The 15,005-nt window shown below is 65.8% G+C and carries 13 protein-coding genes; 4 read left to right on the top strand and 9 right to left on the bottom strand.

Going from position 1 to position 15,005, the window contains the following annotated elements; translation table 11 throughout:
* The first annotated feature begins 13 nt into the window (after window positions 1-13).
* Window positions 14-493, top strand: coding sequence for a tRNA (uridine(34)/cytosine(34)/5-carboxymethylaminomethyluridine(34)-2'-O)-methyltransferase TrmL (gene trmL / locus ACVOKO_RS11240; protein WP_057627589.1), 480 nt, complete (start codon window positions 14-16; stop codon window positions 491-493).
* Between the two features lie 343 nt (window positions 494-836).
* Here the strand turns inward: trmL and ACVOKO_RS11235 are convergent, their stop codons facing one another.
* Genes ACVOKO_RS11235 through ACVOKO_RS11215 form a run of 5 tightly spaced genes read right to left on the bottom strand, consistent with a single transcriptional unit; the run spans window position 837 to window position 7,629 of the window.
* Entirely contained in the window at window positions 837-2,081 is a 1,245-nt protein-coding gene (locus ACVOKO_RS11235) for a CaiB/BaiF CoA transferase family protein (protein ID WP_346498993.1), read from the bottom strand.
* Window positions 2,078-3,475 carry an amidase gene (locus tag ACVOKO_RS11230; RefSeq protein ID WP_346498992.1) on the bottom strand — a complete coding sequence of 466 codons (1,398 nt, stop codon included), beginning with the start codon at window positions 3,473-3,475 and terminating at the stop codon, window positions 2,078-2,080. The genes ACVOKO_RS11235 and ACVOKO_RS11230 overlap by 4 nt, the downstream gene beginning before the upstream one ends.
* 10 nt (window positions 3,476-3,485) lie before the next feature.
* Window positions 3,486-4,883, bottom strand: coding sequence for a phenylacetate--CoA ligase family protein (locus ACVOKO_RS11225; protein ID WP_346498991.1), 1,398 nt, complete (start codon window positions 4,881-4,883; stop codon window positions 3,486-3,488).
* Window positions 4,880-6,271: an MmgE/PrpD family protein gene (locus ACVOKO_RS11220; protein WP_346498990.1), complete on the bottom strand. Its 1,392-nt coding sequence runs from the start codon at window positions 6,269-6,271 to the stop codon at window positions 4,880-4,882. The genes ACVOKO_RS11225 and ACVOKO_RS11220 overlap by 4 nt, the downstream gene beginning before the upstream one ends.
* The gene (locus ACVOKO_RS11215; protein WP_346498989.1) at window positions 6,271-7,629 is read right to left on the bottom strand and encodes an MmgE/PrpD family protein; all 1,359 of its coding nucleotides are present in this window, start codon (window positions 7,627-7,629) and stop codon (window positions 6,271-6,273) included. The genes ACVOKO_RS11220 and ACVOKO_RS11215 overlap by 1 nt, the downstream gene beginning before the upstream one ends.
* A gap of 135 nt (window positions 7,630-7,764) precedes the next feature.
* On the opposite strand from ACVOKO_RS11215, the gene ACVOKO_RS11210 reads away from it, so the two are divergent.
* The 3 genes from ACVOKO_RS11210 to ACVOKO_RS11200 are packed head-to-tail and all read left to right on the top strand — an operon-like array spanning window position 7,765 to window position 10,582.
* Entirely contained in the window at window positions 7,765-9,009 is a 1,245-nt protein-coding gene (locus tag ACVOKO_RS11210) for an acetyl-CoA hydrolase/transferase family protein (RefSeq protein ID WP_346498988.1), read from the top strand.
* A gap of 16 nt (window positions 9,010-9,025) precedes the next feature.
* Window positions 9,026-9,766, top strand: coding sequence for a GntR family transcriptional regulator (locus ACVOKO_RS11205; protein ID WP_346498987.1), 741 nt, complete (start codon window positions 9,026-9,028; stop codon window positions 9,764-9,766).
* Between the two features lie 18 nt (window positions 9,767-9,784).
* The gene (locus ACVOKO_RS11200; protein WP_346498986.1) at window positions 9,785-10,582 is read left to right on the top strand and encodes an H-NS histone family protein; all 798 of its coding nucleotides are present in this window, start codon (window positions 9,785-9,787) and stop codon (window positions 10,580-10,582) included.
* A gap of 325 nt (window positions 10,583-10,907) precedes the next feature.
* Here the strand turns inward: ACVOKO_RS11200 and ACVOKO_RS11195 are convergent, their stop codons facing one another.
* From ACVOKO_RS11195 to ACVOKO_RS11180, 4 genes are all read right to left on the bottom strand, one after another.
* A complete protein-coding gene (locus ACVOKO_RS11195; protein WP_430980764.1) occupies window positions 10,908-12,281 on the bottom strand; it encodes an aminotransferase-like domain-containing protein in 1,374 nt (457 codons plus the stop codon).
* A 198-nt stretch (window positions 12,282-12,479) separates the two neighbouring features.
* On the bottom strand, window positions 12,480-13,013 hold the full coding sequence (locus tag ACVOKO_RS11190) for a DUF6436 domain-containing protein (protein ID WP_346498985.1): 534 nt from the start codon (window positions 13,011-13,013) through the stop codon (window positions 12,480-12,482).
* A gap of 68 nt (window positions 13,014-13,081) precedes the next feature.
* On the bottom strand, window positions 13,082-13,366 hold the full coding sequence (locus ACVOKO_RS11185) for a hypothetical protein (RefSeq protein WP_346498984.1): 285 nt from the start codon (window positions 13,364-13,366) through the stop codon (window positions 13,082-13,084).
* A gap of 48 nt (window positions 13,367-13,414) precedes the next feature.
* Entirely contained in the window at window positions 13,415-14,827 is a 1,413-nt protein-coding gene (locus tag ACVOKO_RS11180) for an aminotransferase-like domain-containing protein (RefSeq protein WP_346498983.1), read from the bottom strand.
* Window positions 14,828-15,005 lie beyond the last annotated feature (178 nt).

Genomic DNA, 15,005 nt, shown 5'->3' with positions numbered 1-15,005 from the left:
GTAAACTGCGCCGATGACTTCTGCCCCTGTTTTCGATGTAGTGCTTTACCAGCCCGAGATCCCGCCGAACACCGGCAATGTGATCCGGCTCTGCGCCAACACCGGCGCGCGACTGCACCTGATCGAACCGCTAGGTTTCGACCTCAGTGACAAGCAGCTCAAGCGCGCCGGCCTGGACTATCACGAGTACGCACAGATGCAGGTCCATCCGGACCTGGAGACCGCCTTGGCGCGCATTGCACCCAAGCGGTTGTTTGCCTTGAGTACCCGCTCCAGCGTCCGCTATGACACCGTGCAGTTCGCCGATGGCGACGCCTTCCTGTTCGGCCCGGAAACCCGTGGCCTGCCGCAGGATCTGCTCGACTCGCTGCCCGATGGCCACCGCCTGCGCCTGCCGATGCAACCCAACAACCGCAGTTTGAACCTGTCCAACTCGGTCGCCGTGGTGGTGTATGAAGCGTGGCGGCAGCAGGGTTTTCCTGGCGGTGCGTGAATTCGGGTGAGTGTGCTTTTGTGTGTTTTGTGGGAGCGGCGTCAGCCGCGAAGCTATGGATCTGTCCGGTTGCTGGTGTGCTGGTGATCTCGGTGCTGCGAGCTTCGCGGCTCACGCCGCTCCCACAGGTTTGATGGTGCAACTGTAATGCCCCTGCCGAGCATGGCTCGGCACTACCAACTACGCCGCGGAGCGTGACTGCTTTCCGCTTTGCTCCCTCCCCTTGGCTGCGCCAAAGGGAAGGGGCGCGAGCCTGCAATCTGTCAGATCATCGCGATCCGCTTCGCTCCCTCCCTTTGGCGCAGCCAAGGGGAGGGTTGGGGAGGGGTAACGCTTTCAGCTTCTAGCTTTTAGCTTCTGCCGCAAACCCAACCACACCCAATTCCCGCAACACCCGCAGCCGCTCATCATCCAGGGCAAGCACCTCTCCCAACACCTCAGCGGTGTGCTGCCCCAGCACCGGCGCCGCCTGCTCATAGCGCAACGGCGTTGCCGAGAACTTCAGCGGATTGCGCACCATCGGTACGTTTCCGCCGCCGGCATGCGGCAGCTCGATGCGCAGACCACGCGCCTGCACCTGCGGGTCGGCAAATACCTGATCGATGCGATTGACCGGATTGGCCGGTACCACTGCCTGCTCCAGCGCCGCCAGCCACTCAGCCGCCGGCCGCGTGCCCAGTACCTGTTGCAGGTGCGGCACCAAGACCTCGCGGTTCGCAACCCGTGCGTTGTTGGTTACATAACGCGGATCGAGCGCCAGCTCTGGCTCGCCAATCACCTCGCACAAACGCGCGAACTGCCCGTCATTGCCAACGGCCAGCATGAAATAACCATCCGCCGCCGGCATCACCTGGTAAGGCACGATATTCGGGTGCGCGGTGCCCTGACGGGTCGGCACCACGCCGCCCACCAGATAATTGGAGGCCTGATTGGCCAGCCAGGCAATCTGGGTGTCGAGCAGCGCCAGATCGATCTGCTGGCCCACTCCGGTTCGTTCGGCATGGCGCAGCGCGGCCAGGATGGCGGTGGCCGCATACATGCCGGTCATCAGATCGGTCGCAGCCACACCCACTTTCTGCGGGCCGGCACCGGGCGCGCCATCGGGCTCGCCGGTGACGCTCATCAAACCGCCGATGGCCTGGATGGCAGCGTCGTAGCCGGCGCGCTGCGCGTAAGGCCCGTCCTGGCCGTAGCCGGTGATCGAGCAATACACCAGCTTGGGATTGATCGCCTGCAGGCTGGCGAAATCCAGCCCGTATTTCTTCAGGCCGCCAACCTTGTAGTTCTCCACCAGCACATCGCAATGCATCACCAGCTCGCGCAGCAAGGCCTGGCCTTCGCCCGTGGTGAAATCGATCGCCACCGAGCGTTTGCCGCGGTTGGCGCACAGGTAATACGCCGACTCGCTGCTGTCATTGCTGGCAGCATCCTTCAGATACGGCGGCCCCCAGCTGCGGGTGTCATCGCCCACGCCCGGGCGCTCGACCTTGATCACATCGGCGCCGAAATCGGCCAGCACCTGGGTGGCCCAGGGACCGGCCAGGATGCGTGACAGGTCCAGCACACGAACCCCATCGAGCAGCTTCATCGCGGCCACCAGCTGTTGCAGGCTTCAGGTAATGCAGGCTTCCAGGCGATGGCGTGCTGGAAGGCTTCCGCCAAGGCGATCAGGCTCAGCTCATCGCCGATCTTGCCGACCAGCTGCATGCCAGCGGGCAGTTCGTTGGCGGCCACCGGCAGCGGTACCGACAAGGCCGGGTTGCCGGCCAGGTTGGCGTAGGCGGTGAGGTCGGCCTGGCTGGCCGGTGCGGGTTGGCCGAAGGCGAACGCACGTTGCGGTGCGGTCGGCATCACCAGCACGTCGCACTGCGCCAGCCACTGCTGCAGCTGTACCTGGCCACGGTCCGCCAATTGCGAGGCAGCAGCCAGTTCGGCGGCGCTGCGGCCTTCGGCCCAGGACATCAGCTTGACCAGCAGCGGCGAGAACTTGCTGCGGTCGCCGGCCCAGGCGTCGGCATGTTCGATCAGCATCTCCGCCTCGCTCATCAACAGGCCGGCGCGTCGAGCGCGGGCCGAGGCAAATGCGGGCGCAGGCATGGGCTGCAGGCGATGGCCAAGGCTTGCCAATACGCGCAGGCCTTCCTCGAAAGCGGCCTGCACATCCGCAGCCACGTCGGCGGCATCACCAAAATCAATCACGCCAATACGCAGGTGGCCAGCATCGGGTGCGGCGTAGTGGATGGCACGCGATTGCGCACAGTCCGGATCGAAGCCGGTCATCAGCTGCAGCAGCAGACGCAAGTCGCGCGCCGAACGGGTCAGCGGGCCGATGTGATCCAGCCGCCGGCACAGGGCGACGCTGCCGCGCGTGCTGATCGCGCCCCAGCTCGGCTTGAGCCCGACCACGCCGCAGTAACTTGCAGGAATACGCACCGAGCCCATGGTGTCGGTGCCCAGCGCCGCCGAACACAGCCCGGCAGCCACCGCCGCGCCGCTGCCGCCGCTGGAACCGCCCGGCGTGTAACCGTGCCGGTGCGGGTTATGGCAGGCGCCGTAGAACGGATTGTCGTTGTCCGCGCCCATCGCCGCTTCGTGCATGTTGAGCTTGCCGACGATCACCGCACCGGCCGCACGCAAGGCAGCCACGGCCGGGTTGTCGGCGGCCGCCGGAGCATCGTGACGGCGGGTTTCCATGCCGGCGGTGGTGACCATGCCGGCCACGTCGATATTGTCCTTGACCGCGATCGGCAGGCCTTCCAGCGGGCGTGCGACGCCACGCTGGCGGCGCTGCTCGGACAGCGCGGCCGCCGCCAATGCCCCTTCCGCATCGACGTGGATGTAGCTGTTGATCTGCGCCTGGCTGGCGGCGATGGCCGCCAGCTGCTGCTCGATCAATTCCGTACAGCTGACTTCATTGGCCGCCAACAAGGCCGCCTGCGCCGTCAGATCCAAGCTCAACAACTGCGCATCGGCCTTGCTCACGCGGTCTTCCTCAAGCGAAACGTTTGTCGATCAGACGTACCGGCTTCTGCCGTACCTCGATACCGGTCAGCGCAGCCAGCGCACCCGGCGCGGCCAGCACGATGCTCATCTCAACACCCAGACGCTGGCGCAGCAAGGCGGCAAACTCCGCCGCCAGCTGTGCGTCATCCAGCGCGCCACGGGTTTCGACGTGCACGGCCAGATCATCGCGGCCGCCTTCATCACGGCTGGCCACGCAGATGAACTCACCGGCGAACGAGGCGTGCTCTTCCAGCACCGGTGCCATCGCCTGCGGAAACACGTTGATGCCGCGGATCTTGACCATGTTGTCGCTGCGGCCGAGGAAGCCCTCGATGCGGCGCAGGTTCATGCCCAGTGACGAGGGCGTGGTCAGCACGCGGGTCACGTCGTGGGTGTTGAAGCGGATGATCGGGTAGATGTCGTCCTTGTACAGGCAGGTGACCACCATGTCGCCGGTGCCGCCATCGGCCACCAGTTCGCCGCTGTCGACGTCGAGGATTTCCACGTACTGCGCGTCTTCCATCAGGTACAGGCCGTCCTGGTCCGGGCCCTGGCCGGCAATCGCGCCGGTATCGCCCACGCCGTACCAGTCGTACAGCTCGACGCCGCCCCAGGCAGCGGACAGGGTCTCGCGCGATTCTCGGCCGAGGTGGCCACAGATCATCCGCACCGGGATGTCCTTGCCAGGCACCAGCCCGTTCTCACGGGCCACATCGGCCAGCTTCTTGATGTAATCGGCGAAGCCCACAATCACATTGGTGCCCATGCTCTTCATCAGCTGCACCTGCTGCGCCGAGCGCATCTCGATGCCGGTGCCGGCCGAGCAGAACAGGGCCTGGGTGTAATGGGTGATGGCCTCGCGCACGTAGTGGCCGCCGTTGATCATTCCGTGCCCATACACCGAGTGCACCACGTCGCCGGGCTGCATGCCCTGCCAGCGGTACAGGCGCGCCAGCAGCAGGCTCTGCACTTCGCGCGAATGCGGCGAGAACACCAGCGGCTGCGGGCGGCCGGTGGTGCCGGAGGTGGTGTGGAACACCAGCGGCTTGTTGCCGGCTTCGGTGCCGTCCTGCCAACCGTGGAAATCGCCCAGCGGTGGATTGGCTTCCACCGAGGCCATGATCTCGTGCTTGCCGAAAACCGGCAGCTTGGTGATGTCGTCCAGGCTCTGGATATCTTCCGGCGTGATGCCAGCATTGCCCCACAGGCGCTGGTAGAACGGTATCTGCCACGCACGTGCCACGCAGCGCAGGAACATCGCGTTCTGCTCGGCGCGCAGTTCCTCGCGGCTGATGTTCTTGAACTTGTCGGTGAAGGCCTGGTCCAGCGGGAACTGCTTGAGCAGCTCCTTGACATCGAAGGATTCGAAATAAGTGGCGTAGGTCATGGGGTCTCGACAATCAGCAGGCCGACCAGCTGCCTGACATCGTCGATGTCCTGCAGTTGGTCGAAGTGGGAGATCAGGGCATCACGGTGGCCGGCATCGAACGGACGCGCGGCGTGATCAAGGCAGTGGTGGAACTTTTCCAGTTGCTGGGCACGCGACAGCGGCCGTTGCGGTGAACCGATGGCAGCGTCGCGCTGGTTGTGCAGCACGCGGCCATCGCGCAGGGTTACCGTCATCGACTGCGGCACCAGCGCATTGGGATCTTCGCAGTCGTTCGGCACCAGGCTGACCTGCGTGGCAAATGCGGCCAGGCGCGCATCGGCAAGTTTTTCCGGTGCATACGCTGACAGCCCGACCTTGCCATCCAGCAGCACGGTGCCGAGCAGGAACGGCAGGCATAGCCGCGCATAGCTGGTTTCCATCGCCGGCTGGTAGCTGCGGCCAACCAGGCGGCGCACCAGCGGCGGCGCCTGCACTTCGATGCTGGCGACGTTGTCCAGGTTCAAACCGTGCTGCTGACGCAGCTCCATCAGCATGTCCTGCGCGGCATGCGCGGCGCCGCCGGTGGGGAATACCTTGTGGCTGACTGTGAGGATCTGCGCTTCACGCGCGGCCAGTTTCTGCAGCGATGGGCCGGTATCGAACGCGCCTTCGATCAAGGGCAGATAGCCGAACGGGCCTTCCAGCATGTCACGCGGCGCCGGGAAACCATTGCGTGCCAGCTCCCAGCAGCTCACTGCGGCGCGGGCGTTCAAGGCAACCTGCAGCGCCAACGTGGGCGAGCCTTCCACATGCGCCTGCATGGTGCCGGACAGGTGGCTGTATGTCAGGCCGAGCACGCGGCGCAGCAGCTCTTCATCGGCACCGTGTAGGTGCGCGATACCGGCCGCCGCACCCAGCGCGCCGCACATCGAAGGGCGGAAAAAATGCATCGGCGCGCGGCCACTGATACCAATCAGCGTGGCCACATCAACCGCCACGTTGAGCGCGGTGATCAGCGCCTTGCCATCGACCGGCAGGCCGTCAATGTTGGCTCGTTGTTCGGCGGCGGCAAACACCGCCGATTGAATGACCGCCAGCGGATGCACCACCGCCGGCATGTGTACGCAATCAAATTCCTGGCTGTGGATCTGATAGCCGTTGACCATGGCCGCGCTGGCGGCAGGCAGCGCTTCGCCGGTCACCCAGGCGCGCGCAGCATTGCCGCTGCCGTAACTGGCAGCGCTGCGACGGACTACCTGGGTCAGCGGCACCTGCGGACCGGAGCCGGAAATACCTACCGCGGCCGAATCCATCACGAATACGCGCGTTGCGGCGACGGCCTCGGCGGACAGGTCTTCAAAACGCAGCGTGCCTGCATGCTGCAACAAGGCTTCGGTAAATCGCATCACGCCACCCGCGCCAACATCGAGTTCAGGGCGTCCAGACTGCCGCCATCGGCCAGCGCCTGCACCTGCCCAAAGAGGGGTTGCGCCAGGCCGGCGGATACGCCACCCCAGTGGGCAAGGGCCATTGCCTTGGCCAGCACATCGTCGGCCGACATCGGGCATTCCGGGTCGCCCCAGGCGTCGATGCGCTCGGCCTGCACACTGCGGCCATCGGCCAGCAGCAGGCGCACGCTGGCCCCGTAATGCACAGGAAAACGTTGGCTGCAGGCCGCATCCTCAATCAGCTGGATGCGCTGCCGCCACGGCGTCAGTTCGGCATCGCTGCAGGCTTCGGTTGTGTAATGGGCCAGCTGTGGGCGGCCGTGCACCAGGATCGAAGCGAGAGCGTGCTGCAGGCTGAATTTGGCTTCCAGCTCGGTCTGCGGCTGCACGCGGTCGCAGAAGCGCAGCGCCTCGGCATAGCTGCGCACTTCGATGTGTTGTATCTGCGCCTGCTCGCCGGCACCCAGTTGCGCCAAAACATCAAGCATCGCGTCGATCGCCGGGTGCGCATGCCGGCATGCCGGCCACGGCTTGAGGCTGGTGCTGTGGATCAGCCAGTCAGCTTCCTCGGCAATCACCAGTTCCGGCACGGCATCCGGCGCGGTGGCGGCAAACAGGCCCTGCTCACCTTCCAGTATCCTGCGCGGCCCACGCATGCCAGCCAGCGCCAGTTGCGCCGCCAGCCAGCCACTGCGTGCGGCTTCGGCGTTGTGCAGCGATTTGGTCGGCACCGGCTCGTGGCGCATCTGCCACAGGCCACCGGTGCGGCTGCCGGCATTGCCCAAGGCATCGGCCAGCGACTCGGCCGGCAGGCGCAGCACCGATGCCGCCGCTGCGGCCGCGCCAAACGCGCCAGCCGTGGAGGTGGGATGCCAATAGCGGTAATGCGCCTTGCCCAGGGCGCGGCCCACGCGGATGGTGGCTTCATAGCCGCGCACGATGGCGTCCAGCAGTTCGGTTGCATCGGCGCCTTCGGCTTGCGCTGCCGCCAGCGCCACCGGGATGACCACCGGGCCGGGATGCAGGATGGCGCCACGGTGCACATCGTCCATTTCCAGCACGTTGCCGAGCGCGGCATTGAGCAGCAGGGCGTCGGCGGCGGTGCGCCGGCCCGCGCCCAAGGCGACAACCGGGCCACTGGCCTGCGCCTGCACCAGCGTGCGCAGCTGGTTGGCGATGGGATAGCGCAGCGCAGCCAAGGCGCAGCCCAGCCAATCCACCAGCAGCAGCGCCGCGCGTCGCCGGGCGGCGTCATCCACCGGCCGTTGCAGGCGCTGGGCAAGCTGTTCGGTAAGGCTGGCGGCAGGCAGGGTCATCGCGCGATGAAGTCTCGGTGCAGGCCCGCAACAGCGGGTTCGGGGTGGTGGGAACAGCGACCGCGTAAAAGGAGCATAACCGACTTTGTCCGGACATATCATATGATCCGCTCTCCCACCGCCGCAATCAGCCCCATGCCCCGAATTCTGGATGCCGACACTTTTTTCGACTACCTCGCGCAAGGCCCGGAGATCTTCGCGCCCGGCTGCGCCGGCCATTCCCTGCTGTTCGAACACTGGCTGCGTAAAGGTGCCGAGCGCTGTGCCGGCCTGCGCTTCACCGGCGTGCATATTCCCACGGTCAATACTTTCGACTTTGCCGGGCTGCACCCGCAGGCACGCCAGCGCACGATCTTCCTGAGCAGCGAGCTGCGCAGCTCCTGGCTGGATGGCCGCATCGACTATCTGCCGATGACCTATACCGCCACCTGGCGCTGGTTGCGTGAAAGCGTGGCCTTCGACACCGTGCTGGTGCAGGTGGCGCCGCCGGATGAAGACGGCAACTGCTCGCTGGGCATCGCCTGCGATTTCACCCCGGCCGCCTGGCCGCGCGCCACCCGCATCCTGGCCCATATCAACCCGCGCATGCCGCGCACGCGCGGCCCATCGATCCCGCTTTCGCGCATCACCGCCGCCATCGAGCAGGACGCGCCGCTGCTGGACATCCCCGATCCGCCGGCCGATGCCGCGATGGAGGCTGTCGCCGCGCAGGTCGCCACCCTGGTGGAAGATGGCGCCACCCTGCAGCTGGGCCTGGGCCGGCTGCAATCGGCGGTGCTGCGTGCGGTGCGCGAGCGGCGCAACCTGCGCATCCACAGCGGCATGGTCTCCGACGGCCTGCTTGGGCTGCTGGAATCGGGCGCACTGTCACCGGCACCGGATGCCGTGGTGGCAGGCGTCGCGCTGGGTACACAGGCGCTGTACGACATTGCTCCGCGCAGCATCACCTTCCGCGAAGTCGGGCATACCCACGACCACAACGTACTGGGCGGTATTCCGCGCCTGACCGCCATCAACAGCGCACTATCGGTGGATCTGCTGGGTCAGGTGAACGGCGAGTTCCTGTCTGGACGCCAACTGAGTGGCGTCGGCGGGCTGCCCGATTTCCTGCAAGGCGCTCGCCAATCGACCGCCGGGCGCGGCATCATTGCACTCCCTGCCAGTACCCCCAAGGGCGAAAGCAGGATCGTCCCGATGCTTCCCGCCGGTCCCGTAAGCCTTGCCCGCGTAGATGCCGACTGTATCGTCAGCGAATATGGTGTAGCTGATGTACGCCATCTCGATGTCCATGCAAGGGCCCAGGCCCTGATTGCCATCGCCGCACCCGACCACCGTGAAACCCTGCAGCGCAGCTGGCAGGAACTCTCGCTCAGACTTTGAACAAGGATCTGTACATATGACTGGTACGCGACGCAGCAAGCCCCGCTATGCCGAACTGGGCGATCTACTGCAGGCGGCAATTGAAAAGGGCGACTACGCCGTTGGTACCCTGCTACCCACCGAACTGGAGCTGTGCGAACGCTTCAGCGTCAGCCGCCACACTGCTCGCGCGGCGCTGGCGCAGCTGATCAGTGCTGGCCTGGTGCAGCGCCGGCCGGGCGCTGGCACGCGGGTGATCGCGCAGAGCGCGGCCATGCGTTACGAGCACGAGATCGACACCGTCGACCTGCTGATGCAGTACGGCAACAGCACCCGCCTGAAGGTGCTGGAAGCCGAGCGCAAGCTGGCCGACGCGGCCATGGCGCAGCGCCTGGACATCCATGAGGGCAAGGAATATCTGCGCCTGCACTGCCTGCGCCTGGAAGAACAGACCCGCGAGCCCATCGCCGTCACCGAGATGCTGATCCCGGTGCGCAGCGGCGTGCCGACCGACAAGCTGCTGGAAGTGGCCGGCGCCGCCCGTGCCCTGGCCAAGTTCCTTGACCCGGCCAAGCTGTCGCGGGTGGAACAGGTATTCGATGCCGCCTCCTTCGAAGCCGCCGACGCCAAACTACTCGACATCAAGAAGACCGAGCCGGCGATGCGCGTGCAGCGCCGTTACCGCGATGCCAACGCGCGCCTGCTGCTGATCGCGATCAGCCTGCACCCGCCGGGCCGGTTCGCCTACTCGATGGTGCTTTCGCGCAACCACCGCTGATCGAAGCCAAGCCCGCGCTTGAAGCACCGCAAACCCGATGCCGGCCTCGGCCATCGGGTTTTTTGTGATCTCGCCGGCAATGAGGTAGCCCGGGTAAGCGCAGCGCACCCGGGAAGCCTGCATCTGCCGAAGTTTCAGCTCACCCGCGAACTGCCCCGGGTGCGCTGCGCTTACCCGGGGTTCGGCACCAAGCCATCCCTGCGCCGCTCGACACAGGATGGCCCGGAAGAAGCCAGCCCTGCCCTTGCCTGTCTGCCGGGCAGCCGGGCAGCCGGGCAGCCGCCCGGCCCGGCCACGGCCAGACACACTTCCGGGCAAAGCGCCAAAGGCAGCTGTGCTGGTGTCAAAAGCTGCCAACAATGGCTTGACACCCCCACGCCAAGAACTGACGCTTACGCCATGAGTATCGATCTGAACACCCTTGACCTCCGGGAGCTGAACACTCTCATCCGCGCCGCACAGGACAGGCATAAAGCGCTCACCCAACGTCAACCTGCGGAAAAAGTCAGGCGCAAGCTGACCGCGCTGGCCAAGCAGACCGGTTATACGATCGAAGAGCTGTTCGGCACGGACGCAGATGCCGCAGTACCCAAGGGCAAGCCCGGCCGCCGCAAGGGGCCCAAGGTCAAGCCCAAGTACCGCGACCCCGAGAACCGCTGGAACACCTGGACCGGCCGCGGCAAGATGCCGCTCTGGCTGGCCTCCAAGATCCGCTTCGGCCAGACCCCGACCGACTTCCTGATCCCCGGCGTGGCAAAACTGACGCCCAAGGAAAAGGTATTGACCGGCAAGCGCAAGCTGTTCAAGCAGAGCTGAGTAAAGCTGCGGGCAGGACAACCCTCGTCCCACCGGCTTTTCCCCCTCTCTTTGCCGCAGACAAGGGGGTGAAGAAGGCCAGTTTGCGCGCCACTGGCGCGCGGCCTGATGAACGACCGAAGGCTGTGCCTTCGGGCCGGACGGGTTGGGGAGGGGTGCCGTTCGCGGTGACCTGCGGCTGATGCACTACCAGCTTCGCGGTTTACACCGCTCCCACAGCCATCCAGACCGGCTTCTGTAGGAGCGGCTTCAGCCGCGAAGCTGACGGCAATTAAGTGTGGCGATACATGGCGCGCGGCGGCTGTTGGTTGACCAGCTTCGCGGCTTACGCCGCTCCTACAACCAGTGCACCGGTTGAATCTGGTGCATCCACCAGTTGATTGATGCGACGCAGGGCGCTGTGCAGCTGTCGCCGGTTGCTGGCCTGCCCCAGCGATAGTCGAAAGCCACGGCTGCGCTGCGCGCCGTCCGGCCGGAACGACGACGAGGGCGATATCGCCAGGCCCTGCAGTTGCGCCGCACGCACGAAGCCGGCGTCGGTCCATGGCTCGGGCACGGTGCACCAGGCATGCAGGCCAGCGGCCTGCACCTTCAGCGCAGGCACCAGCAGATGCGCCGCCAAGGCGCTACGTTCGCGCGCTTCTTGCAGCACCTGCCCCAGCAAGGCAGTCGCCGAACCATCCAGCAACAACTGGCTGACCATCGCCATCACCAGCGGATGGCCCATCAAACAGATCGAACGCAAGGCGGTCGCAAGCCCTTCTGCATGGCGAACGGAAGGACAACGCACGAAGGCAGTTCGCAAACCGGGACTGATCGCCTTGGACAAAGTTGATACGTAGTACACCTGCGCCGGTGCAAGCGCGGCGATCGGCGTTGGCGCATGCACATCGTGATGCCAATACGGATCGTCTTCGATGGCGAGCAGATCCAACCGCTGCAGCACCCGTGCCAACTCAACCCGACGCTGCAGCGGAATCGTCAACCCGGTCGGGTTGTTGCAGGTGGGGTTGAGGTAGACCACGCGTGCGCCGCTCTGCCGGGAAGCGCGTTCAAGCGCATCCGGGCACATTCCATCGGCATCGCCAGCAACCGGCAGCAAACGTCGGCCCAATGATCTGGCGGCCTGCAGCAAGCCGGGATAGACAAGGTGATCGCACAGAATCACCTCGCCTTCCTGGGTCTGGCTTATCAGGATCGACGCCAAGGCCGACTGCGCGCCTTCAGCAACCACCAAACCCGCATCGGCAACATCGCCCAGCATCGGCTGCAACCAGCTGATCGCCGCGTGCCTGTCGGTCGGGCTGCCGCCAGCAAGGTGATACGTCATCAGATTGGGCGCATTGCTGCGCGCGAGCACGGCTGCAGCGCCACGACGCAGAGCATCGTTCAAGGCGGTCGCATCCGGCACCGGCGGCACGTTCATGCTCAGATCCACCGGCTGGCCGAAGGCGGCTTTTGGCGGTGCGATGAAACTGCCTTGTGGACCACGCGCTTCGATCAGGCCGCGTCGGCGCGCTTCATCAAACGCACGCGTCACCGTGGTCAGGTCGATGCTGAGCTGCTTGGCCAATGCGCGTTGCGATGGCAGGCGATGGCCGGGCACCAGCTCGCCGGTATTCACGCTGCGCTCGATGCTGTCGACGATGCGCAGGTAGATCGGGCCGCTGCTGAGCAGCGCGCTGTTCATCCAACTCATCGCCAAACCCCCTGTTTACCGGCAAAAACTGCGACATCCTGTCGCACCATGTATGGACGATGTAGCCGCGTATCTTTTACATCAGCGGCGGGTGCCTGCTCACAACCATCGGTCGGTTGGAGCGGGTGCCCGCTGTTTTTTTTGCGCGGACAAAACGTCCGCGCACGCTGGCGTGCGTGCAGGCTCATCAGCAGCAGATCAAGGTTTGCTTTGCCAGGGGCAGTAGCAGCCCACCGCCAACAGGCCGCGCGGCCGTACCGTCTGACCATCGACAAGTTTGTCGAGGATGGGCTCGACGAAACTATTGGCCGAGTTGCAGACCATGCCGATGCTGTACGGCCCGGCGTAGGCCAGATGCCCTTGCCGGTCCCAGATGGCCACCGCAGGGCTGGCCGGAATATGTTCGGCACCTTCAATCGTCGGCAGTTCCTTCAAACGACCACGCAGATACTCGGGCAGCTCACCCGTCGTGCCCGGGCGGCGCACCGCATAGAAATCGATGTTGGCACGGCGGTACATGCTGACCAGATAACTCAGGTGTGCGCCGGTTTCGCGGTTGCAGACCTTGCAGGCCGGGTCCCAGAAATGCACGACGCGGATGCGCCCGTTGGCGCCGGCCAGTTCCGGTGGCAGCTTGAGCTGGGTGTCGTCGAAGACGATGGCCTGTTCGGCGAAGCTGGCCTGCTCGCTGAGGCCGAAGTATTGCCACAGCGCTATCGCAATACCGGCCATCAACACACAGCCTGCCGCTATCCAAAGCCGCATGCCGCGCCGACGCGGCGATGCACCGCTACGCGGGCTCACGAGGCGTCGTCCGCGCCGAACTTGTGCTCGTACTGCTCAAGCATCTCGGCGCAGGAATCGGCCTGGGCGCGGCGGTAGATCTCGGTGCGCTCCGGCGCGCGGCTGCGCTGCAGGCACTGGTTGATGGCCGCACGTTCACTGGCCTGCACATCGGCGGTCTGCGGCCGCGAGCAGACATAGACCAGCGAGGCCAGCGCCAGCACCACGAAGCCGGCGCAGCCCAGCATGACCAGATGAAATTTCAGCTTGTCCCGACGCACAGCCGCTACCCGCATATCCATACAAGATGCGCAATGTATCACTTTTGTATGGATATGACCGGGTCGCGTTTAGACGATAGCCTGCGTACGCGTCTCAGGCGCGGCCGAGATAACCTCGGTCAACTTGGTCAAGGCCGTCGCCAGGCTGTGCTGGTCCACCGCCCCGCCCAAGGACAGGCGGATGGCATTGCCGGCCTGCTCCTCGATGCTGAAGGACTCCGAGCTGGCGATGCCCAGGCCCTGCGCCTGTGCGGCCTGGATCAACCGGTACTGGTCCAGCCTCGGGGGCAGCGGCAGCCACACATGCAGGCCGGACGGGTGCGCCTGATACGGCGCCGGCAGGATGCGCGCGGCGATCTGCTGGCGCTGGCGCAGCTCCTGCTGGAAGCGGCGCACCATCTCATCGGCCTGGCCGCTGCGGATCCAGTGCGAAGCCACCGCCACCATTGACTGGGTGGGCATCAGCGCGATCGAGCGCAGGGCGTCCAGCAAGGGTTCCATCGGCTCGCCCGGCGGCACCACCAGATAGGCGGTGCGCAGGCCCGGCGCCAGGCACTTGGACAGGGTGGAAACGTAGTAGACCGGGGCGTCGGGGTGGCTATCCACCGCCAGCGGCGGCGCCGCATCGGCGGCCAACAGCCAGTACGGATCGTCCTCGACCACCGCCACGCCATGGCGGCGGGCAATGGCCAGGATGGCCGCGCGACGGGCCTGCGACATGGTCGCGGTGGTCGGGTTCTGGATGGTCGGGATCAGGTAGATCAGGCTGAGCTTGCGCTGCTGGCAGGCCGCTTCCAGCGCGTCCGGCAGCATACCCTCGGCGTCCATGGCGATGGGGACGATGCCCCGCTGCAGCACGCGCGCGGCGGCCAGCAGGCCCGGATAGGTGAGCTGTTCGGCGGCAATCAGGTCGCCGGCCTGGGTCTTGGCCAGCACGATGGCGCACAGCGCGGCCTGCGCGCCGGGGCAGATCACCACCCGCTCGGCGGAGACGCTGCCGAGGATGGGCGCCAGCCATTGCACGGCAGCGGCGCGGTCATCGCGGGAGCCTGCGCCGACGTGGTAACTCATCAACTCGCCCTGCCCCAACTGCTGGCTGAGCTGCTGGAAACCGCGCTCCATGCCCTGCGCGAACGGGCTGCTGCCCAGCAGCGGCGGGATGTTCATGCTCAGGTCCACCGAGGTGGCGCTGTTGCCGGCCGACATCGCGATGAAGGTGCCGCCGGCGCCCTGCGCGTCGAGCAGATCGGACTGGCGCAGCTCGGCGTAGGCACGGGTGACCGTGGTCAGGTCCACGCCCATCAGCTGGGCCAGATCGCGTTGCGGCGGCAGGCGGTCGCCGGGTTGCAGCACGCCGTCGTCGACGGCATCGCGTACCTGCTGGGCAATCTGCAGGTAGAGCGGACCGGTGCCCTCGGCGAAGGGACGGACCCAGGTCCGGTTGGGTTTTTTCAGGCGTCGGCCTGCGGCTGGCTGCGGCATCGGATAAACCTTCCCTGCGTTGTACGTGCAACAACCCATACAATGTTGTATCTTGTATGGACTTGACTGGATCGGCAATCCTTTTGTAGGCACCGCCGTACGGACAGTGTAGCCGCTCCCGGCCCATGCGCCGGGCACCGGCGGTCCCCGCTCAAGAGCTCCTTCAACAGGGTCGACC

This window comes from Stenotrophomonas sp. STEN240 (assembly GCF_056756175.1).
The sequence above is the reverse complement of the archived record's forward strand: the minus strand, read 5'-3'. Positions and strand labels throughout refer to the sequence as shown.